The 20557-nt window shown below is 61.3% G+C and carries 25 protein-coding genes and 1 tRNA gene; 9 read left to right on the forward strand and 17 right to left on the reverse strand.

Annotated features, from left to right (window positions below; genetic code table 11):
* The first annotated feature begins 15 nt into the window (after nucleotides 1-15).
* Complete coding sequence (locus MTAI_RS05940; protein ID WP_187388614.1) at nucleotides 16-1194, forward strand: ABC transporter permease; 1179 nt, start codon at nucleotides 16-18, stop codon at nucleotides 1192-1194.
* Here MTAI_RS05940 and mqnC read toward each other — a convergent pair.
* From mqnC to rpsB, 10 genes are all read right to left on the reverse strand, one after another.
* Complete coding sequence (gene mqnC, locus MTAI_RS05945) at nucleotides 1191-2324, reverse strand: cyclic dehypoxanthinyl futalosine synthase (protein ID WP_027888769.1); 1134 nt, start codon at nucleotides 2322-2324, stop codon at nucleotides 1191-1193. The two genes, MTAI_RS05940 and mqnC, sit on opposite strands and share 4 nt — an antisense overlap.
* Nucleotides 2325-2432: 108 nt before the next feature.
* Nucleotides 2433-2651, reverse strand: coding sequence for a hypothetical protein (locus MTAI_RS05950; RefSeq protein WP_223299613.1), 219 nt, complete (start codon nucleotides 2649-2651; stop codon nucleotides 2433-2435).
* Nucleotides 2652-2700: 49 nt separating this feature from the next.
* Nucleotides 2701-3333 (reverse strand): glycosyltransferase family 2 protein, encoded by a 633-nt coding sequence (locus tag MTAI_RS05955; protein WP_027888767.1) that lies wholly within the window; start codon nucleotides 3331-3333, stop codon nucleotides 2701-2703.
* Nucleotides 3334-3353: 20 nt separating this feature from the next.
* Nucleotides 3354-4367, reverse strand: coding sequence for a M50 family metallopeptidase (locus tag MTAI_RS05960; protein WP_027888766.1), 1014 nt, complete (start codon nucleotides 4365-4367; stop codon nucleotides 3354-3356).
* A 22-nt stretch (nucleotides 4368-4389) separates the two neighbouring features.
* The gene (gene dxr / locus MTAI_RS05965) at nucleotides 4390-5517 is read right to left on the reverse strand and encodes a 1-deoxy-D-xylulose-5-phosphate reductoisomerase (protein WP_027888765.1); all 1128 of its coding nucleotides are present in this window, start codon (nucleotides 5515-5517) and stop codon (nucleotides 4390-4392) included.
* 43 nt (nucleotides 5518-5560) lie between these two features.
* Complete coding sequence (locus tag MTAI_RS05970) at nucleotides 5561-6421, reverse strand: phosphatidate cytidylyltransferase (protein WP_027888764.1); 861 nt, start codon at nucleotides 6419-6421, stop codon at nucleotides 5561-5563.
* A gap of 100 nt (nucleotides 6422-6521) precedes the next feature.
* Nucleotides 6522-7079: a ribosome recycling factor gene (gene frr, locus MTAI_RS05975; RefSeq protein WP_027888763.1), complete on the reverse strand. Its 558-nt coding sequence runs from the start codon at nucleotides 7077-7079 to the stop codon at nucleotides 6522-6524.
* Nucleotides 7080-7227: 148 nt separating this feature from the next.
* Complete coding sequence (gene pyrH, locus MTAI_RS05980; RefSeq protein WP_027888762.1) at nucleotides 7228-7932, reverse strand: UMP kinase; 705 nt, start codon at nucleotides 7930-7932, stop codon at nucleotides 7228-7230.
* Nucleotides 7933-8023: 91 nt separating this feature from the next.
* Entirely contained in the window at nucleotides 8024-8614 is a 591-nt protein-coding gene (gene tsf / locus MTAI_RS05985; RefSeq protein ID WP_027888761.1) for a translation elongation factor Ts, read from the reverse strand.
* Nucleotides 8615-8642: 28 nt separating this feature from the next.
* Entirely contained in the window at nucleotides 8643-9374 is a 732-nt protein-coding gene (rpsB, locus tag MTAI_RS05990; RefSeq protein ID WP_027888760.1) for a 30S ribosomal protein S2, read from the reverse strand.
* A gap of 172 nt (nucleotides 9375-9546) precedes the next feature.
* On the opposite strand from rpsB, the gene MTAI_RS05995 reads away from it, so the two are divergent.
* Together MTAI_RS05995 and MTAI_RS06000 are read left to right on the forward strand one after the other, a co-directional pair.
* Nucleotides 9547-9621 (forward strand) — tRNA-Ala (locus MTAI_RS05995).
* Nucleotides 9622-9684: 63 nt separating this feature from the next.
* Complete coding sequence (locus tag MTAI_RS06000) at nucleotides 9685-10788, forward strand: NAD(P)/FAD-dependent oxidoreductase (RefSeq protein WP_027888759.1); 1104 nt, start codon at nucleotides 9685-9687, stop codon at nucleotides 10786-10788.
* Between the two features lie 37 nt (nucleotides 10789-10825).
* Here the strand turns inward: MTAI_RS06000 and MTAI_RS06005 are convergent, their stop codons facing one another.
* Nucleotides 10826-11821, reverse strand: a complete 996-nt coding sequence (locus MTAI_RS06005; protein WP_187388538.1) for an IS701 family transposase — start codon at nucleotides 11819-11821, stop codon at nucleotides 10826-10828.
* Nucleotides 11822-12036: 215 nt separating this feature from the next.
* Between MTAI_RS06005 and rpsF the strand changes: the two genes are divergently transcribed.
* From rpsF to rplI, 4 genes are all read left to right on the forward strand, one after another.
* Nucleotides 12037-12351 carry a 30S ribosomal protein S6 gene (gene rpsF, locus MTAI_RS06010; RefSeq protein ID WP_027886795.1) on the forward strand — a complete coding sequence of 105 codons (315 nt, stop codon included), beginning with the start codon at nucleotides 12037-12039 and terminating at the stop codon, nucleotides 12349-12351.
* A 106-nt stretch (nucleotides 12352-12457) separates the two neighbouring features.
* The gene (locus MTAI_RS15585; RefSeq protein WP_027886794.1) at nucleotides 12458-13291 is read left to right on the forward strand and encodes a single-stranded DNA-binding protein; all 834 of its coding nucleotides are present in this window, start codon (nucleotides 12458-12460) and stop codon (nucleotides 13289-13291) included.
* A gap of 11 nt (nucleotides 13292-13302) precedes the next feature.
* On the forward strand, nucleotides 13303-13581 hold the full coding sequence (gene rpsR / locus MTAI_RS06020) for a 30S ribosomal protein S18 (protein WP_027886793.1): 279 nt from the start codon (nucleotides 13303-13305) through the stop codon (nucleotides 13579-13581).
* A 12-nt stretch (nucleotides 13582-13593) separates the two neighbouring features.
* Complete coding sequence (rplI, locus tag MTAI_RS06025; protein WP_027886792.1) at nucleotides 13594-14043, forward strand: 50S ribosomal protein L9; 450 nt, start codon at nucleotides 13594-13596, stop codon at nucleotides 14041-14043.
* A gap of 236 nt (nucleotides 14044-14279) precedes the next feature.
* Here rplI and MTAI_RS06030 read toward each other — a convergent pair whose 3' ends face one another.
* The 6 genes from MTAI_RS06030 to MTAI_RS06055 form a co-directional block, all read right to left on the reverse strand.
* Nucleotides 14280-14909: an MOSC domain-containing protein gene (locus MTAI_RS06030; protein WP_027886791.1), complete on the reverse strand. Its 630-nt coding sequence runs from the start codon at nucleotides 14907-14909 to the stop codon at nucleotides 14280-14282.
* A 60-nt stretch (nucleotides 14910-14969) separates the two neighbouring features.
* Entirely contained in the window at nucleotides 14970-15101 is a 132-nt protein-coding gene (locus tag MTAI_RS15590; RefSeq protein ID WP_280938754.1) for a RidA family protein, read from the reverse strand.
* Nucleotides 15102-15172: 71 nt separating this feature from the next.
* The gene (locus tag MTAI_RS06040; protein ID WP_027886790.1) at nucleotides 15173-15562 is read right to left on the reverse strand and encodes a DUF3054 domain-containing protein; all 390 of its coding nucleotides are present in this window, start codon (nucleotides 15560-15562) and stop codon (nucleotides 15173-15175) included.
* A gap of 6 nt (nucleotides 15563-15568) precedes the next feature.
* The gene (lipA, locus tag MTAI_RS06045; RefSeq protein WP_027886789.1) at nucleotides 15569-16543 is read right to left on the reverse strand and encodes a lipoyl synthase; all 975 of its coding nucleotides are present in this window, start codon (nucleotides 16541-16543) and stop codon (nucleotides 15569-15571) included.
* Nucleotides 16540-17238, reverse strand: a complete 699-nt coding sequence (lipB, locus tag MTAI_RS06050; protein WP_027886788.1) for a lipoyl(octanoyl) transferase LipB — start codon at nucleotides 17236-17238, stop codon at nucleotides 16540-16542. Before lipB ends, lipA begins: the two co-directional genes overlap by 4 nt.
* 45 nt (nucleotides 17239-17283) lie before the next feature.
* Nucleotides 17284-18225 (reverse strand): CobW family GTP-binding protein, encoded by a 942-nt coding sequence (locus MTAI_RS06055; protein WP_027886787.1) that lies wholly within the window; start codon nucleotides 18223-18225, stop codon nucleotides 17284-17286.
* A 126-nt stretch (nucleotides 18226-18351) separates the two neighbouring features.
* Between MTAI_RS06055 and MTAI_RS06060 the strand changes: the two genes are divergently transcribed.
* Together MTAI_RS06060 and MTAI_RS06065 are read left to right on the forward strand one after the other, a co-directional pair.
* On the forward strand, nucleotides 18352-19311 hold the full coding sequence (locus MTAI_RS06060; protein WP_027886786.1) for an L-threonine 3-dehydrogenase: 960 nt from the start codon (nucleotides 18352-18354) through the stop codon (nucleotides 19309-19311).
* A 2-nt stretch (nucleotides 19312-19313) separates the two neighbouring features.
* Nucleotides 19314-20537 (forward strand): aminotransferase class I/II-fold pyridoxal phosphate-dependent enzyme, encoded by a 1224-nt coding sequence (locus tag MTAI_RS06065; RefSeq protein WP_027886785.1) that lies wholly within the window; start codon nucleotides 19314-19316, stop codon nucleotides 20535-20537.
* Nucleotides 20538-20557 lie beyond the last annotated feature (20 nt).

Raw genomic sequence — 20557 nt, forward strand, 5'->3', positions numbered from 1 at the left:
GAGGAAATTTATTGCATGAAAGAAGTCTTCAAAATCGCTCGTAAAGAGATCCTGACCTACGTGCGCGAAGAGCGCATTGCGCTTATCATCTTGGTACCGCTGGTGATTTTACCCTTGCTAATGAATCTTCCCATTCTGCTTTTAGCGCGCTCTTACCATGAAGTCGAAAACAAGCAGATGGTGGTGGCGGTGCAGGGTGTTCCCCTCGAGCTTCACGAACTTCTCCGCCAGAACCGCTTTACCATACGCTTCAGTTCTGAACCTAGCCACGAGGTGCGCGAAAAACTCGCCGATGTCGGTATTGTTTACGAGGACGGTCGCTACACCATTTACGACTCAAACAGGGTGATGAATCTGCAACCCTCGGCGGCAACCGAACGGGCTAAGGAGGTTTTGCAGCGCTACAAGGAGCAGGTTGTGCTCACCCGCATTCAGCCTCGAGGCCTGGCGCCATCCGACCTCGAGCCCTTTGCCATCGAAACCAAAAAAGCTGCCAGCGAGCAGGAGCAGGCCATGGGTTTGCTGGTCCTGGTGATTCCCATGGTGGTGGTGGGGCTGGTGATTTTAGGCGGCCATCCAGTGGCCCTCGAGGCCACCGTAGGGGAGAAGGAAAAGGCCACCATAGAGGCCCTGCTATCCGCGCCCATTGCCCCTGCAAAGCTCTTGTGGGGCAAAGGCCTGGCGATTTTTTTGGTGGCGGTTTTCACCGGCACGATTTCGTCTATCGGGGTGCTACTGGGGAACCTGCTGCTACAGCACAACCTAGCAGGACGGGTTCAAGCCCTGCCAGAGAACCTGCAGATGCAGATTGGGTCGTTGGCTCTTGCACCTGCCGATCTGCTGGCAATTGCCATAACCACGCTGCTGCTGGCTTTCTTCATCGTGGCGGTGATGCTGGCTGTTGGCATTTTTGCCCGCAGCTACCGGGAGGCCAGCATCTACTTTGGCCCTATGGATTTTTTGGCGTTTGCACCCCTGGCGTTCTTTATACTGCTTGACTATATAAAAGTGCAGGACTGGTTTTTTGCCTTGCCCGGCCTGGGGGTTGTGCTGGCCCTGGATGCCATCGTAAAGGGGAACTCGAGCCCCTGGCAGCTCGGGCTGAACTGGCTTTCCACCCTGGCCTATGGAGTTTTGGCGCTGCACCTGGCCTATCGCAATTTCCAGCGGGAAGATGTGGTTTTCAGAAACTAGGCCAGCGGCAGGGCCACCGGCGGTTTCTCGTTCAGAATGGCCTGTACGTCGGGGTACTGCTTGATGTTGTAGTAGGGGTCGCGCTCGGCCGGGGTAAAGCCTGCGTCGGCAATGTGGCGCACGATCTGCCGCACGGTGGCGTGGGTGCGGTTGTGCCCGCCGGCGGCGCTCACCACGTTTTCTTCCAGCATGGTGGAGCCGAAGTCGTTGGCGCCGTAGTAAAGCGCGGCCTGGGCCACCTTGAAGCCCATGCTGGGCCAGCTGGCCTGCAGGTTGGGGATGTTGTCCAGGGCGATGCGGGCAATGGCAAGCTGCTGCAGGTACTCATAGGCCGTGGCCCCCGGGGCCTTACCTTTGAGGCGGGTGTGCTCGGTTTGTAGCGTCCACATGGCAAAAGCCGCGAAGCCCTGCCCATAGGCGCGCAGGGCTTTATCCTGCTGTTCGCGGATCTGGAGCAGGTGGGCCACGCGCTGCTCGTAGGTCTCGCCAAAGCCGATCACCATGGTGGCGATGGTGTAAAGCCCCAGGCTCTGGGCGGTGTCCAGGATGCGGAACCAGTCGCTGCTTTTGATGCGGGCGGGGGCTGCTTTGGCCCGCACCTCGTCCACCAGAATCTCGCCCCCCGCGCCGGGCAGCCCATCCAGACCGGCCTCCTTGAGCGCGACCAAGAGCTCGTGGCAGTCACGCCCGGTAATCTTCTCCAGGCCCAGGATCTCCTCGGGGCTGAAGGCGTCGATGCGCACCTCGGGGTAGTGCTGCTTCAGGTAGCGCAGAAGCTCGAGGTACCACTCGAAAGGCAGGTCGGGGTTGACCCCGCCTTGCATCAGGATGCGCCGCCCGCCAATTTGCATGAGCTCTTCGATCTTGCGTCCGATCTCCTCAAAGGAAAGCACGTAGGCATCGCTCTGGCGCCGGGTGCGGTAGAAGGCGCAGAAGTTGCAGGCCACGTTGCAGATGTTGGTGTAGTTGATGTTGCGGTCGATCAGGTAGGTGACCACCTGGGGATTGCTGCGCTGGAGCCGCAGTTCGTGGGCCACGGCGGCTACTTCGGGTAGGGGGAGGTGGTAGAGCTCGAGTATTTCGCTGGCCGAAAGTCGTTCGCCCGCTGCCGCACGGCTCAAAACGTCCATGCGCTTATTCTACCCACTGGCTTTTTGGAAAAAGTAGGACAAATAACCCCTGCCCGTCACTGGAAAGCCCTTGGATGAGGGAAATGTGCTGGCAGGGTGTTTGGAGGCTCACCGCTCGTCTTCTTCCTCTTCTTCCCAGTCGTCCTCGTCGCCTTCTTCCGACTCGATACCGTCGATGTAGCAGTCCTCGATCTGGCTGGCGTCGGCCACCACCTGACCCTTGCTCACGAAACGCAGGCCCTCCTCGTCGATCTCTAGACTCAGATCCTCGAGGTCGGTGTCTTCGGGGACGTTCACCTGCATCACCACAGCCACTTCGATCCGCATAGCCACCTCCATGCTGGTATCAAAGCTATGGGTCTATGGTCAGGGCAATTCAAGCTCGAGTCTTCCGTCCCAAGTGGTACCTCAGAAGCTCGGCGTACATTCTGAGGCGCATACCCAGGCCCTTCCAGAAGCCGCGTTTTTGTTCCTTCATAATCTGGCCGGCCCCGTGCAGCTCTACGTAGGCCCAGCGGGCCTGGGTGCGGGTTAGGTGATCGGTGATGGCGGGCTCGGGCCAGCGCCGCTCGGTTAGGTTGGGCACGCTGCGGAGCCACTGGGTGCTGCAGGCCCGCTGCCCTGAGAGAAACGGGGTGGCGCGGTTGCCGAAGTCGGTCATCAGACCCCCCGACTTAAAGACCCCGATGGCCATGTCCAGCTTCCCGGCTCGCACCGGCTCGAGCAGGTTCAGCAGGTGTTGAGGTTTTATCCCTACCAGATCGGCATCCAATAGCAGCACATAGGGGGTTTGCACATGGGCTAAGCCGAAGGCCAGGGCTTCGCTTTTGCCCCGGTTCTCGGGCAGGCGCAGCACCCTGGCCCCAGCGGCCTGGGCGGCCTGGGCGGTTTCGTCGCTGGAGCCGTCGTCCACCACCAGCACCGGAAAACCGGCCGCCCGGGCAGTGGCCACCACGGCCCCGATATGGGCTGCTTCGTTGTAGGCCGGAATGAGCACCGTGGTGTCCATCGGGGGCTATTTTATCGTGCTTAACCGCCGCTAAGGTTGCGGATGTCGTTGATGGTGACCAGCACAATCAGAAGGATCAGGAAGACGAACCCCGCGTAGGTGAGCCGGGCCTCGGTCTCGGGTTTGATGCGGCCCCCGCTCAAAGCGTTGGCGATGAGCACCAGGATGCGCCCCCCATCCAGCCCTGGGATGGGCAGGAGGTTGAACACCGCCAGCGAGAGGTTGATGGCCGCCAGCAGTCCTACCAGCGTGCCAAGCCCCTGCTGCGCGGCCTGCCCGGTGATGCTGACGATGCCCACCGGCCCCGCCACCCCCTGGGCCTGCTGTCCCGAAAGGATGCGGGCCATGCTGCCCACGAACTCCTGCACGAAGCGCGGCACCGCCACCACCGTCTCGCCGATGGCCCGGGCAAACCCCTGGAAGAAGTTGATGCGGGTGTAGCCCACCAGCTCGGCCCGGTAGACGATGCCCAGCCGGGTCTGGGTGTTGTCCCAGTTGAAACGTATGGTTACCTCAGCACCGTCGCGCAGCACCACGAACACCTTCTCGCCCGTGCTCTGGCGGAAGCGGGTGACCTGGTCGTAGGAGGTGAGCACTTCCCCGTTTAAGCGCAGAATGCGGTCGCCCACCTTAAAACCGGCCTGCTCGGCCAGGCTGCCGGGCAGCACCTCGGTGACCTCGGCACGGGTCTGGGGGATGCCCTGAATAGAGGAGAGCGCGGCCAGCACCCCCCAGGCCAGGAGCAGGTTCATGACCACGCCGGCCACCAAAATAAAAAACTTGCCCAGGCTCGAGAGGCGCGCGTAGCCGTGGGTGTCGCCGGGCATCATGCCCTCGATCTCGGCGTAGCCGCCCAGCGGGATGGCATTGAGCCGCCAGGTGGTGCCCCAGCGCTCAAACTTGAGAAGGGTAGGGCCAAAACCCACCCCAAAGTTCTTGACCCCCACCCCCTGCACACGGGCGGCCAGGTAGTGGCCCAGCTCGTGTACGAAGATGCTGATGGAGATGATCAGTAGAAACCAGAGGATGCTCATGCTTTGCTCCGCGCTAGAAGGACTAGACCTTTATTTTCAAGTACTCCCGGGCCCACCGGCGGGCCTCGAGGTCGGCATAAGCGATATTGTCCCAGGTTAGTGCACCCACTGGAGTCTGCTGCAACACTTTTTCCAGCACCCGGGGGATCTCCAGGTAGCCGATCTGCCCCTGCAAAAAGGCCTCCACCGCAACCTCATCGGCGGCGTTGAGCACCACCGGGGCCAGCCCCCCCATCCGCCCGGCCTCATAGGCCAGGGCCAGGGCCGGGAAGCGCTGGGTATCCGGCGGGTAAAACTCCAGCCGCTCGGGGATGGGGGCCTCGCGCAGCGGGGTGGGGGGCCTTTGGGGGTAGGTGAGGGCGTACTGGATGGCCAGCCGCATATCGGTGGGGCCGAGCTGGGCCTTGAGGTTGCCGTCCTGGAAACGCACCATGGAGTGCACGTAGGACTGGGGGTGGATCTGCACCTTGACCTTTTCGATGGGCACCTTGAACAACTGCACGGCTTCCAGCACCTCGAGGCCCTTATTAAAAAGCGTCGAGGAGTCAATGGTTACCTTGGGCCCCATCTTCCAGCGGGGGTGGTTGAGGGCCATCTGGGGGGTGACGCTGGATAGATCGGCGGGTTCGCGCAGGAAGGGGCCCCCAGAAGCGGTGAGAATCAGCTCGGCCAGGTCTGCAAAAGGCTCCCCCAGCAGGCACTGGAACAAAGCCGAGTGCTCCGAGTCCACCGGGATGATCTCGGCCCCGCTTTTTTGCGCCTCCTGCCACAAAAGCGGCCCGGCGGCCACCATGCTCTCCTTGTTGGCCAGGGCCAGGCGGCGCCCGTGCTGCACCGCCACCCGCACCCCCGGCAGACCGGCCAGGCCCGGTATGGCCCCCACCACCACCTCGGCCGGCCAGGCGGCCACCTCGAGGGGCTCGGCCAGTTGCAAATGGGGGAAGCGCGCTTTGAGCGCGGGTAGGATGGAGGGGTCGGCGGCCACCACCTCGGGCTGAAACTCAGCAATCTGCTGGGCCAGCAGCTCCAGGTTTTTCCCGGCCACCAGCCCCACCACCCGGTAGCGCCGCCAGCGGCAGACCTCCAGGGTCTGGGTGCCGATGGAGCCGGTCGAACCCAGCACCACAACGCGTTTAGGGTAATCGTTCATCTTCCTGTCAGTGTACCGGTTTGTCGGGTGAGGCGATTTGCTCTCAAATAAAGATGGTGAGGAGGTAGTAGGTGAGCGGAACCGTGAACAGGTGCGAGTCCAGCCGATCCAACAGCCCGCCGTGGCCGGGCAGGAAGTAGCCGGAGTCTTTGACCCCGCAGTAGCGCTTGAGCATAGACTCGGTCAGGTCGCCAAGCTGCGCGGCAAACGAGAGCACCAGGTTGGCCACAAACAGCTCCACCGGCCTGAACAGGGCAAAGGGGCTTTCAGGGTAGGCCGAGCGCACGATGGTGGTAAAGAGAACGAGCAGCAGCAGACTGGTGGCAATTCCACCAATCGAGCCCTCCACGGTTTTGCCGGGGCTGATGGTGGGGGCCAGCTTGCGCTTTCCAAAATAGCGCCCCACAAAATAGCCCCCGATGTCGTTGGCAAAGCTGGTGATGAGCGGCAGGGCCAGAATCCATAGCCCTACGTTGCCGTCGGGCGAGTGGCGCAAAAGCAGGAAGAAACCCAGCGTCCAGGGCAGGTACAGAAAGGCCATCAGGCTGTAGGCGAAGCGCTGGATGTTGGCGCCCACGATCAGCTCCGAACTGAACGCGCCAATCAGTACCAGCCCTAAGGCAATCTCCCGCCAGGGTACGCCCGGGTAGGCATCGTGGAGCTGGGGCAGGCTGAACAGAAGCATCACCAGACCGCCCCCGATCAAAAAGGCCATGTTCAGCTCGATGCCCCTGTTGCGTAGCATGTAGCGCAGCTCGAGCGAACCCACCACCAGAATCAACATCAGGGCCAGCAGCAAGAAGACACGGCCTTCCCACAGCACCACGAATAAGACCAGCACCCCGATCAGCGAAGAGATAACGCGGGTCGGCAGCGAAGGGTCGGGTCGGGCGTTGGGTACCACGATTAAAGCATATCAGCAGGCATAAAAAGCCACCCGGCAGCTAGACTCAAGCCAGCAGCCCACCGGCTGGACGGCTTATGGGTGGGGGTGGTTGAAATCCCTAACCCTTCAGGATTTCCTGCTCCTTTTTGTGTAAGGCCTCGTCTATTTTGTGCACAAACTCGTCGGTGATCTTTTGGATCTCGGCCTCGGCACGCTTGATATCGTCTTCGGAGAGGTGTTTTTCTTTTTCTAGCTTTTTGGCCTTGTCCAAAGCCTCGCGCCGAATGTTGCGCACCGCAATGCGGGCCTCTTCCGCATAGTGCTTCACCGATTTGACCAGATCGCGGCGGCGCTCTTCGGTAAGCGGGGGAATGCTGATGTACAGCGCATCGCCCTTGTTGGTGGGGTTCAGACCCAGGTCGGAGTCGCGGATGGCCTTCTCGATCTCCTTGAGCATGTTGGGATCCCACGACTGCACCACCAGCGTGCGGGGGTCGGGAGAGGAGACCGTCCCCACCTGGCTGAGCGGCACGGTTGAACCGTAGTACTCGACCTTGATGTTGTTGAGGATGGCTGGGTTGGCCCTGCCGGTGCGCATGGTGGTGAGGTGGTGCTCGAGGGCCTCCAGGGATTTTTGCATGTGCTGTCTGGTCTCGTTGTAGAGCTCTTTGAGCATGGTTTCCTCCTATATTTGTGATAGCTTATACCAGATTTGGATGAGTTGAGCGCTCTTTGGCAGTGGAAAAACCCCACAGAAGAGGGCCCTCTAGGATTCAAAAAGCAGGCTATTTCTGATTGGGCCGAACAGCCCCCAGCACCCCCAACTAGCTGTGTACCAGGGTGCCTACCCGTTCGCCCTTTATGATTTTTTCCAGGTTGCCTTCGGTAAACATGTCGAAGACTACGATGGGCATGTTTTGTTCCTGGCACAGGGCCATGGCGGTGGCATCCATCACCTGCAAACCCTGGACGAGGGCCTGGTGGTAGGTGAGGATGTCGAACTTCTTGGCCTCCGGGTTTTTGCGTGGGTCGTCGCTGTAAACGCCATCCACCTTATTTTTAGCCATCAAAACCGCATCCACGTTCATTTCCAGTCCGCGCAAGGCCGCGGCGGTATCGGTGGTCACGAACGGGTTGCCGGTTCCCCCGCCAAAAATGACCACCCGCCCTTTCTCCAGGTGCCGTATGGCCCGGCGGCGGATGTAGGGTTCGGCTACTTGCTGGATGGTGAGGGCGGTTTGAACGCGGGTGGGTACCCCGATGAACTCGAGAGCGTCCTGCAGTGCCAGGGCATTCATGATGGTGGCTAGCATGCCGATGTAATCCGCGCTGGCCCGATCCATACCCACCCCTTGTCGAGCCCCACGCCAGAAGTTGCCACCCCCCACCACAATGGCCACCTGCACCCCTAGCTGGTGGGCCTTGGCCACCTCCTGGGCCAGCGCTTTGGTGGCCTCAGGCTGGATACCAAAGCCATTGCCGCTCATGAATTCACCCGATAGTTTGAGCAGAACCCGTTTGTATTTCATCTAGCCCCCCTTTGCTGCCCTCCAAATTTCCCTCACCGCAAAAAGGAAAGGGTCGAAAGCCTCTCGACTCTCGACCCTGACTGCGCATCGCTTACGCCCCTACTTCAAATCGGCAGAAGCGTTTGACCTGGATGTTCTCGCCAATCTTGGCAATGGCGGCCTTGATTAGATCGCCAACCTTGACCTTTTCATCCTTCACAAAAGGCTGCTCCAGGAGCACCATCTCCTCATAGAACTTCTTGAGGCGGCCCTCGGCGGCTTTCTCGGCGATGTTTTGTGGCTTGCCCTCATTAAGAAGCTGCTGAATGTAGATGGCTTTTTCTTTCTCGAGATCCTCCGGCGAGACCTCCTCCACGCTTATATACCGGGGGTTGGCCATGGCGATGTGCATGGCAATGTCCTTGGCCAGGCGTTGAAACTCCTCGTTGCGCGCTACGAAGTCGGTCTCGGAGTTCAGCTCCACCAGCACCCCCACCCGCAGGTTGTGATGGATGTACGAGCCGATGATGCCCTCGCGGGCCTCGCGGTCGGCTTTCTTGGCGGCCTTGAGGGCCCCCCGTTCGCGCAGCAGGGTGGTGGCTTTTTCTATGTCCCAGCCAGCATCTTCCAGCGCTTTCTTAACGTCGCTCATGCCGGCGCCGGTTTGCTCGCGTAGTTTTTTGATCTGCTCAAGTTGGGTCATTGTTTTCACCTCTTGGAAAAGGCCCCATTTATGCTTCGGCTACCTCGGCCTCGGCGGCCTGGGCAGGTGCTTCGCGCCCACCGCCCCGGGCCTCCACAATCAGGTCGGTCATGCGGCTGACGATGAGCTGAATCGAGCGGATGGCATCGTCGTTGCCGGGGATGATGTAATCGCAGACATCGGGGTCGGAGTCGGTGTCGGCCAGGGCGATCACCGGGATGCCCAGCTTGCGGGCTTCCTTAACCGCGATGGCTTCTTTGGTGGGATCTACCACGAAGATGGCGTCGGGCAGGCGGCGCAGCTTGCGGAAACCCCCCAGGTTCTTCTTAAGGCGATCGAGCTCGTGCTGGAGCTTGACCTGCTCGGTTTTGACCCGCTCTTTGATCTCCTCAGAGGCAAAGAGGGCCTCGAGCTCCGAGAGGCGGTTGACCTGAGCGGTAATGGTGCGGAAGTTGGTGAGCATGCCGCCCAGCCAGCGCTGGTTGACGTAGGGCATCCCAGCCCGTTCGGCCTCCTGCTGAATGATTTCCTGGGCTTGCTTTTTGGTGCCTACGTACAGGATGGTGGCCCCCCGCATAGCCAGGTCTTGCACGTACTTAAAGGTGCGCTCGAGTTCGACCATGCTCTTTTGCAGGTCGATGATAAAGATGCCGTTGCGCTCGGCATAGATGTAGCGCTTCATCTTGGGGTTCCAGCGCTTGGTCTCGTGACCAAAGTGTACGCCGGCCTCGAGCAATTCTTTGATGCTTACGTTTGCCATGGTTTCTCCTTACGGGACGGTTGGAGCGGGCGTTGAATTGTGCTGGCTGCACTTTCCCCCTGGGCACCGTTCCCTAACCCCAGGCTGCGCGCCGGCACACCCAACGTCGAAGTATAACCGAGGGGAACTCTTTACGGAAGCCCCAATCGTTGCTATACTCCATGCTTGGCTTGGGGGCGTAGCTCAGCGGGAGAGCAGGTCCTTTGCAAGGACAAGGTCGGGGGTTCAAATCCCTCCGCCTCCACCAAAGAACCCAGGTGCGGGCTGGATATCAGAAGTCCAGCCCGTTTTTGTTGGTTATGCTGAGGGGGTGAACACGCCGGTTTGGGACGATGGTAATTGGCCGGGTTTACCCAGCCTGGAAGGCGACCTCGAGGCCGAGGTGTGCGTGGTGGGGCTGGGTGGCTCGGGCCTGGCGGCAATCCACGAGTTGCTGCGGCTGGGCAGAAGTGTGGTGGGCCTGGATGCGGGCCCGGTGGCTGGGGGGGCGGCGGGCCGCAATGGCGGCTTTTTGCTAGCGGGACTGGCGAAATTCTACCACCAGAGTGTAGCCGAACACGGGCGCGATTTTGCCCGGCGGGTGTACCAAGCCACCCTTGATCAGATCGCTCGAATGAAAGCAGAAACGCCCGAAGCCATCCGGCGGGTGGGCTCATTGCGTATTGCGGCTTCGGAGGAGGAACTGCAGGACTGCACGGCGCACCTCGAGGCCCTCCGGGCCGACGGTTTTGCGGCGGAACCCTATGAAGGCCCGGAGGGACAGGGCTTGCTGATACCCAGCGATGGGGTTTTCAACCCGCTCGAGCGGTGCAGAAGGCTGGCCCAGCAAGCCCTGCAGGCTGGGGCCAGGCTTTTTGAAAACACCCCTGCCCTGAGTATCAGCGGTCGGATGGTGCAGACCCCCCAGGGGCGGGTGCACTGCCAGAAGGTGCTGGTAGCGGTGGATGGGCGGCTGGAGTGCCTGCTGCCCGAATTAAAAGGACGTGTGCGCACTGCCCGCTTGCAGATGCTGGCCACGGCCCCGGTGGCTATGCGCTATACACGCCCGGTGTATCGCCGCTGGGGCTACGATTACTGGCAGCAGCTACCCGATGGCCGGATTGCCCTGGGGGGGATGCGCGACGCCGGTGGTGAAGCCGAGTGGACGACCCAGGCCGAGCCTACCGAAGACGTACAGCAGCGCCTGGAGGCGCTGCTGCGCCAGCTTGATATCGGGGCTCCCGTCACCCACCGCTGGGCGGCCTCGGTTGGTTACACCAGCAGCGGGCTGCCGGTGGCGGAGGAGGTGCGGCCGGGGGTGTGGGCGGTTGGGGCCTACAGCGGAACCGGAAACGTGCTGGGGGCCTTACTGGGGCGTGAGGTGGCCTGGGCTTTACTAGGAAGCCGGATGCCTGGGGCGGTGATGGTGCGTTGAGTTTTGATCCCCGCAGCCCCATTTTTTATTATAGGACTTACGCAGTTGGGTGAAGGATGTGTATGGGATTGGCCAGGTAACTTCGTATCGCCTCGCGGATAATACTTGCCTTGGACTCATACCAACTCACCCCCGTTCGCAAGCGGTACACCTCCAGCCTCAGAAAAGCACGTAGGGACAGAAGAAGGTGGCCCAGGATAGAGGCCCTCTTTCTCACCTGGGCCCGCTCCACCCCGCAACACCCCTTGAGCCCCCGGTGGTAGACCTCGATACCCCAGCCTGCCCGCTCCAACTCCCCCCGCCGACCTTCAGTCATCCCCAGGTCGTTGGTCGCCCAGTGCTCCGCGTCCCCGTCTTTCGAAACCGTCCGGAACACCCTGACCAGACCAAAACCCCTCAGGTGCACCACCCGCCCCTCCGGCGGTATCTCCACCTCGCTCACCGGCCGAAGCCCCTCCCTATCCGGGTTCACCTGCCGGTTCCCCTTCAGCCGCGTGAGGAAGCGCCAGCCCAGGCGAGCAATCTCCTTCAGGTTCTCCAGCGAAGCGTACCAGCTATCCATTAGCACGTACGCTGGAGCAAACCCCCGTCCCTTGGCTACCCGCAGCATCTCCATAAAGTGCTCGTTCTTGGTCTTCCCTTCCCAGGGCTTGTCATAAATCCTGAAGTCGCAGGGGATGAGGGCCTGGCCCTCCGTCCACAGCAGGGTCATGAGGGCGATCCCCTTGACCACCCGCTGGTGCTTGCCGCTCCAGTGGTAGGTCACCAGCTCCATCCGCTGGGCATAGGGTTTATCCAGGGTGGTGTCGTCCAGGATCAGAAGCCCCCGGGTGGGCTCCACCACGGCCCTGGCCTCCTGCCACAGCGCCTCCGTGTCGGGAGGCTGTCGCTGGAGCAGGCGGGTGAAGGCGTCGTGGGCGGGAGCGCTGGGTTCCTCGGGTTGGCAGCGGGCGGCTTCGGTACAGGTGAAGACCTTCTGGGCGGCGATGAGGAAGTGGATATAGTCCAGGTCGGTGCACTTTGGGGGGTTCATAGCAGCTAACTCCTCTTGGCCTGTTTGCTTTGCAGAAAAGGGTAGCCGAGTAGAGGGGTGAGAGGCAACTGCGTAACTCCTATATTAATTGGCCCTACCCATCTTCATCTGTTATACTCTCACCTTGCGTGATCCGAGAGGATCGCCTGCTGAAGTTGTGCCCACCCCGTTTTACGAAACGCGGTGGGTAAATGCCAAGCAGAAAGGAGGTGAACATGCCACAGTACGAGATCGGTATCATTCTCAACCCCAACCTCGACGGGGCGCAGGCCGCGCTAGAGAAAGAGGTCATCAAATCTGCCCTCGAGCGCTACGGAGCCAGCATCAAAAACGTTGACGATTGGGGCAACCGCCGCCTGGCCTACCCCATCCAGAAAGACCCCGAGGGCAACGTGGTCTTTTACACGGTGGAGATGGCCGGCAACAACAATGCCGCGCTCGAGCGTGAACTGCGCCTGCGCGACCACGTGCGTCGTGTAACCATCATCCGCGACCGTCCCGAATGGCGAAACAGCCAGAAGAAGAAGTAGGCTGCTGGCCTTGAGCTGAGTTCTGAGGCCAAGACCATCGCCGGAACGCAACTGCACAAACTGTACTAAACTAACTCAAGACCGCAACGAAAAAGGACTGATCAACATGGCTCGAGGCCTCAACCGCGTAACCCTAGTAGGCACCCTGACCCAAGACCCCGAACTGCGCTACACCCCAGGCGGGCTGGCCGTGATGGAACTCAACCTGGCTGGCAATGATGTGGTGACCGATGAACAGGGCCAAACCCGTGAACCGGCCTGGTACCACCGCGTGAAGCTGCTGGGCAAGAGTGCAGAATTTTGGGGAGATACCCTGAAAGCGGGTATGGCCCTATTTGTGGATGGCAAGCTCGAATACCGCGCCTGGGAGCAGGACGGCCAGAAAAAAAGCAGCCTGGATATCCGTGCCGACCGGATGGAGATCGTGAGCCTGGAGGGTAAACGAGGCCAGGTAACTGTTACCGACGCCCGTGGACAGGAGCGCCTCAAGGACGGTCTTAACCAGGTGATGCTGGTAGGCAACCTGACCCGCGACCCCGAGCTGCGCTACACACCTCAGGGTACTGCTGTTACCCGTCTTTCCTTGGCGGTGAACGAAAAGATCACCACCCGCCAGGGTGGGGAGCAGGAAAAGGTGCACTACGTGGAAGCTCAGGCCTGGCGCGAGCTGGCCGAGTTTGCGGCAGAACTCAAAAAAGGAGACGGGGCGTTCTTAATGGGACGCTTGGTGAACGACTCCTGGACCGCTCAGGACGGCACAAGGCGCTACACCACCCGTGTGGAGCTTTCCCGCCTCGAGCGACTTGCCCGTGGAACTGGACAGAGCACAGGTGGAAACAGTTCCCAGATGGCTTCCACAGCCAAAGGCCGTGCGGGCAAGGTAGACATTGAAGAAGGCTTAGAAGAAGATTTCCCACCTGAGGAGGATTTACCGTTTTGAGCACCAAGAAGATGTCCAATCGTACAAACCCCAAGGGCGACCGCCAGGACCGCGAGCGTAGTGTGCGCCGTGGCCGCAAACCCAAAGTGGCTGCCGCTGTTGGTGCGTTTGACCTTACCGATTTCAAGAACGTAGAAGTTCTGCGGCGCTTTTTGTCCGAGACCGGGAAAATTCTGCCCCGTCGTCGTACCGGGCTTAGTGCCCAAGAACAGCGCAAGTTGGCGCGTACCATCAAGCGTGCGCGTATGCTGGGCTTGCTGCCCTTTACCGAAAAGCTGGTACGGAAATAGGGAGAGTGGAAGATGAAAGTGATTCTGCTTGAACCTATGGAAAACCTCGGCGACGTGGGGGCAGTGGTCAACGTGAAGCCGGGCTACGCCCGCAACTATTTGCTACCGCGCGGCCTTGCCACCCTAGCCACCGAGAGCAACCTCAAGACCCTGGAGGCCAAAATCCGGGCGCAGGCCAAAAAGGCCGCTGAGCGCAAAGCCGAGGCCGAGCGCCTCAAGGAACTCCTCGAGCCCATTACCCTGGTGCTTAAGGTGAAGGCCGGCGACCAGAAGATCTACGGCTCGGTAACCAGCCGCGAGATTGCCGCTGCCCTGGAAGCCCAGCACCAGATCACCATTGACCCCAAGAAACTGGCCCTGGAAAAGCCCATCAAAGACCTGGGTGACTACACCCTGGCCTACAAGCCCCACCCCGAGGTGCCCATGACCCTGAAGGTCTCGGTGGTGGCCGACAAGGCATAGCCACCCGATGCGCTCACAATGCCGCCAAGTTTGGCGGCATTTTTTTATGCCAGATTCGCTTGCTTGGGCGCTGGAAGGCAGCGAAGCAACCCGACCGAAGTTATCCGCGTAGCGGAGGGCGATACCGCCCCTTGGAAGGGATACGCTTTCTTCGCCGAGCGTAGCGAGGGGTGTGCTCTAGGATTCAAAAAGATAGCCTCTGAATGTTTTTTGTTTGAAGATTATCTTTTTGAATCTTACAGGGGCAATCGCGCAGCAAAAACCGCCCTGGCTCGTTCGGCCAGGGGTGCGGTGAGGATCCAGCGAAGCCGGGCGGCCTCGGGGGCTTTGTCGTACCAGAGATGGAATACTTCGCTGAGGGTGGGGAAGGCCGCGGGAGCTGAAATTTTTTGAATGGGGTCGCCCTGCTGCACCCGGCCCGCCTCCAGCACCCTGGCATAAAACCCAGGCCGCGCAGCCTGGCGGAATTTCTTGACGAACTGGGGGTCGTTCATGCGGGCGGCCAGGGTCGAACAGGGTATGCGGGGGGCGGTGGCCTCGAGCAAAACCTCACCCACCTTGAAACGGTCGCCGATACGCACAGGCTCGGCGCCGAAGCTCGAGAAGGTCAGGTTTTCGCCAAACATACCAGGCGGCAGCGCCTCGCCCAACTGTTCCATCCACCAGTCGTAGTCCTCGGCGCTGTAGACGTACACCGCCTGGTCGGGGCCGCCGTGGTGCTCCTGGTCGCTTATGTGGTCACCCACCAGCCCCAGAGTGGAAATTTGGGCGGCTTCAGTCGGGTTTTTGTAGATGCCGGTGGTGGTGGCACGGTTGCCAATTTGCAAGGGCTGAGGGTTGCCCAGATTGATGGAAATCAGGCGCATATTCCACACTTTACGGGTTCTACGCATGTGCAGGGGTAAAACCATTTTACCGGTTTGACTTCAGGATACGATTGCATCGACTTCGATCTCCACAAGCATTTCAGGTTCGGCCAAACGACTGACCTCGAGCACGGTGGAGGCCGGGTGGATGTGGGCGAAGAGCGGGCCTACCTCGTTGTGCAAAATCGGCACGGCCTGGGCGTAGGGGCCCGGTAGGGTGAGGTGCCCGCAATGCCGGCCAGCATGCCCTCGGTGTAGGCCGGTCAGGGTTTGCTGCGCAGCTGACGCATCCACACCAGCGCCAGCCCCCGCCAGGCCAGCAGTAACACCAGGGTGGCCCCCAGCGCAACCGCCCAGAAGATCAGGTAGCCCAGGTCGAACGGCTTTTGCAGCACCATAAAGCGCAGCCAGACCCCGGCGCTTACGGCAATGGCCCAGGTGTAGAGCAGGTTCTGCCAGGAGGGTCGGGTGTAGGTACGCAAAAACGGGGCAATCAGCCACCAGACCAGCAGGATGGGCAGGGCGTTGCGCAGGATTCCGGCCAGACTGAGGGGCTCGCCGTGGGTTTGCAGGCCGATGGCGGCAAACAGCACGATGCACAAAGCATCCCCCCAGGCCAGCGTTCGGCTTGTGCGGCGGGTTGTGCGTACCATAGGCGGCTACTCGGCCTGGGTGGCCTCGAAAAAGACCTTTTCGGCCCGGTAGGAGCTGCGCACCAGGGGGCCGCTGAACACTTCCATAAAGCCTTCCTCATAGCCCCAGTCGCGGTACATGGCGAACTCCGCCGGGGTCACGTAGCGCTCAACCGGCAGGTGGTGCTGGGTGGGGCGCAGGTACTGTCCGAGGGTCAGGATATCCACCCCCACCGCCCGCAGGTCGCGCATGGCCTGGCGGATCTCCTCGTCGGTTTCGCCAAGGCCCAGCATCAGGCTGGACTTGGTGAGCACCTCGGGGCGCACCTTTTTGGCGTGCTCGAGCACCCTCAAGGTCTGGTCGTAGCCGGCTCTAGGGTCGCGCACCCGGGGGGTGAGGCGGCGGACGGTCTCGAGGTTGTTGGCGAACACGTCCTGGCCGCCCTGCAAAACGGTCTCCACATCCGCCAGGTGGCCCTGGAAGTCGGGGGTCAGGGTCTCGACCTTGACCGAGGGGTCGAGCCGCTTGATCTGCCGCACCACCTCGGCGAAGTGGGCGGCCCCGCCGTCGGGAAGGTCGTCGCGGTCTACCGAGGTCAGCACCACGTACTTGAGGCCCATCTCGGCCACGGCCTGGGCCACGTGCAAAGGCTCCAGGGGGTCTACCCAGCCCCTGGGGTTGCCGGTGTCCACCGCGCAGAACTTGCAGGCCCGGGTGCACACGCTGCCCAGCACCATGATGGTCATGGTGCCGTGGCCCCAGCACTCACCGATGTTGGGGCACCGGGCCTCCTGGCAGACCGTGTGGAGCCGCAGGCGCTGGGTCATCTCTTTGAGGCGCTGGTAGTTGGGGCCGGTGGGCACGGTGGCCCGCAGCCAGGCGGGTTTGTTGCGGTCCACCGGCTCGGGGCGCTCCTGGGCGATGCCGCCCGGGATCACCTTAAGCTCGATCAGGCCGCCGTGCTGGAAGTCCTCGAGTTGAACGGTTTTGAATTTGCTCATGCCAGTTCCTTGGGGGGTAGGGGGGCTTGGTCGAAGGTCGGGAACTGCTGCTCAAAAGCCTGTACCACCCGTTCCATTACTTCATCCATGCTAACCGCTCGGCCCAGGATTTTCTGGAGCGAAGTCACACCCTTGTCCTTGAGGCCGCAGGGCACGATCAGGTTGAAGTCGTCGAGGTTGGTGTTGACGTTCAGGGCAAAGCCATGCAAAGCCACATCCTGCTTGACGGCCACCCCAAAGGCACAGAGTTTTTCCTCCAGGTCGGGCCAGCCGGCCACGGGCGCGGCCCGGCGCACCCAGACCCCGGCGTAGCCCGGGGTGGCGTAGGTCTCGATGCCGTAGGTCTTGGCTACGGCCATAATCACCGCCTCGAGCTGCCGCAAAAACCCCCGCACCTGCCGCCCCACCGGAAAGATGGGGTAGCCCACCAGCTGGCCGGGGCCGTGGTAGGTGACATCGCCGCCCCGCTCGATGCTAAAAAGCTCGATGCCCTGGGCGCGGTACTGGGCCTCGCTCAAGAGCAGGTTTTCCGGTTTGGCGGCCCGGCCCAGGGTGATGGTGCGGGGGTGTTCTAGCAGCAGCAGGGTGGGTTTGCGCAGCCCCGCCACCACCTCGGCGTGTACTTTTTTTTGGTATTCCCAGGCTTCTGCGTAGGGGACGAGCCCCAGTGGTTCCACCTCGAAGGCGGCGCTCATACCCCTAAAGCATACTCCCGGCTGGCCCCCTGCATAGGAACGAAGTTACAGACGGGCCTTCAGGGCCTGGAAGGCCTCTTCGTACTCAAACTGGTTGAGGCCCCGGCCAATCACCACCAGCCTCGAGCGGGCCTGCAGCGGCTCCTGGGAGAGCTCGAGGCTGAAAATCTCCCGCACCGACTGGAATAGCACCTGTTTGTCGAAGCCTTTGACGCTGAGAAAACCCTTGGCCCGGAAAACCGCGTCGGGCCGGGAGATCAGGTACTGGTCGATGAACTTGTTGACCTTGGGGCGCTCGAGCAGACCCTCGGCGCTGAGGGTAAAACTCTGGACGTTGGGCATGTGCAGGTGCTGGTAGTTCTGGGGCCGCCAGTCCAGGTCGAACGCGCGAAGATGAAGCAAGTCCTGGGGGTTGACCCTGGACTGTGCGGTGCGGAATACCTGGGCCAGGGGGTTGATTTTACGAATCAAAGCCTCGGCCTCGTCTACCTGCTCTGGGCTGGCCAGATCGGTTTTATTGAGCACCACCGCGTTGGCATAGGCGAGCTGCACCGCGCCTTCGGGGCCGTCGCGCAGGGTTTGCTCGAGGTTGCGGGCATCGGCCACGCCAATGATGCTGTCGAGCTCGAACCTGGTACGCGCAAACGGATCCAGCACGGTCTGGGCTACCGGCACCGGGTCGGCCAGGCCCGAAAGCTCGATCAGGATGTAATCGGGCTTGTCCTTGCGCGAGATGAGCTTGAACAAAGCCGAGATCAGGTCTTCACGCCCCACGCAGCACAGGCAGCCATTGGATAGCTCGGCGATACCGTCGGTGTCTACATTCTCAATCAGCGAGCCGTCTATGCCGGTTTCGCCGAACTCATTGACGATGATGCCAAACTTTTGGCTTCCGCTCGCCACCAGATGGTTGACCAGGGTGGTTTTGCCGGCGCCCAGAAACCCTCCAATGACGCCCACGGGAATGCGCTTTTGAAACTGAGCCATGGGCCCTACGATAACCCAGGCATTGCCGTTATGGGAAACCGGCTTTACATTTAGACTGGCGTGTGGCCGGGCCTGCTGGCCGCTAAGCGGAGAGGATCCGGCCCATGAGAACAAGCCTAGGTGTATATGACCAGAGTTTTGGTGACCGGTGCGCTGGGTCAGGTGGGTTCCGAACTGATCCCGGCTTTGCGAGGTTTGTACGGAAGCGAAGAAGTCTTGGCAACCGATATTCGGCGGGCGCCCCCAGGGCATCCTGCGCTGGAGGGGCCCTATGAGCAGCTAGACTGTACCAACGGGCCGGCCTTGCTGGAGTTTTTCCTTCGCCATCGCGTTGGTGTGGTCTATCACCTGGCGGCCATCCTTTCGGCCCGGGCTGAGGCCGAACCCCAGCTGGCCTGGCGGGTCAACATCGAGGGCCTGCATAACGTGCTGGAGGCGGCACGGCAGGTTGGGGCTCAGGTATTTGTCCCCAGCTCCATCGCGGCTTTTGGCCCCAACACGCCGCGCGATCCCACCCCCCAGGACACCCTTCAACGCCCCAACACCCTTTACGGTGTGACCAAGGTGGCCGGTGAGCTATTGTGCGACTACTACGCGCATCGCTTTGGCCTGGATGTGCGGGGCTTGCGGTACCCTGGCTTAATCTCGTACACCGCACCGCCGGGTGGGGGTACCACCGACTATGCGGTGGAGATTTTTTACCACGCCCTGCAGTATGACCGGTACACCTGCTTTCTGGCGCCGGATACCCGGCTGCCCATGATGTATATGCCGGATGCCATTCGGGCCACCCTCGAGCTCATGCAGGCCGATCCAGCCCGGCTGCAACATCGCAACGCCTTTAACCTAACGGCTTTTAGCTGCACCCCCGCCGAGCTGGCCGCCGAAATTCAGAAGCACCGGCCCGGCTTCAAGATGTACTACGACATCGACCCGGTGCGGCAGGCCATCGCAGACTCCTGGCCGCGCACCCTGGATGATAGCGCGGCCAGGGAAGAATGGGGTTGGCGACCCCAGTACGACCTGGCGGCCATGACCAAAGACATGCTAGAAAAACTGGCCGAACGCGCCTTGAAGGAGGCTTAGAAATGGCATTAAACCGCCTGAACGACGTTTTGCGCCAGAGCGTGGAGGCGCTGGAGCAGGAAGGCCGTAGGAAGGGGCCTGAGGCTGTGGTGGTGGGGGTTCTGCCCCCAGAGGGCCAGCGTGGGCCGCGTTATTTGCTGGCGGGTTATGGTGATAAACCCTTTATTCGCATGAACTCCAACAGCTACCTGGGCCTGTCCCGCCACCCCAGCCTCAAACAGGCCGAAGAAGAGGCCATCGAACGCTTTGGCGTTGGGCCCGGGGCGGTGCGTTTTATCAGTGGAACCTACGCGCCCCACCTGGAGCTCGAGCGGCGTCTGGCTGATTTTCATGGGCGCGAGGCGGCCATGATTTTTTCCTCGGCCTATGCCACCGTTTTGAGCGTGGTGGTGCCCCTTACCACCGACCAAACCGTCCTCATCAGTGACGAGTTGAACCACAACTGCATCATCAACGCGGTACGGCTGGCCCGGCCGTTGGAGAAGCTGATTTACAAACACCTCGACCTCAATGGCCTCGAGCAGGCCTTGCAAAAAGCCGCAGCCATGGGGGCCCGGCGGGTACTGGTTATATCCGATGGCGTGTTCAGTATGCGGGGGTCGCATGCCCCTTTGGCAGAAATTGCACGGCTTGTGAACCGCTACGACCCCCAGTTTGCCGAAAACGCCATCCTGGTGGTGGACGACTCGCACGGGGTGGGGGCTTTTGGCCCTACCGGCCGCGGTACCGAGGAGTTGACCGGTGCACGGGCCGATATTTTGATCGGAACCCTGGGCAAGGCCTTTGGGGTGAACGGTGGTTATGTGGTGGGCTCGAGCGACCTCATTGCCTATCTGCGCGAGACTGCCCCCATGTACATCTACTCCAACCCCATCACGCCGGGTGAGGCCGCTGCCGCCCTGGCTGCTCTGAACCTGCTCCAGACCGAGGAAGGCCAGCAGCGCCTGCAACACCTTTCGGCCATGACGGAACGTTTTCGTCAGGGGTTGAAGGCGCTGGGCTACGCGTCCTTTGCGGGGGTTCATCCGGTGGTCCCGCTGGTGCTAGGTGATGCCGACCGCACCAATCGCATGGCTGCTTTCTTGCGTGAGCAAGGCGTTTTGGCTACGGCCATCGTGTACCCGGTGGTGCCCCGGGGGGAGGCCTCGATACGCTTCCAGATCTCTGCCGAGCACACCAGGGCCGATGTGGATGAAGTTTTAGGGATTTTGCAGGCGGCTAGGTAGGGTGGCTCGTATACGCCAGC

It is taken from the genome of Meiothermus taiwanensis WR-220, assembly GCF_003568585.1.
GTDB lineage: Bacteria > Deinococcota > Deinococci > Deinococcales > Thermaceae > Meiothermus > Meiothermus taiwanensis.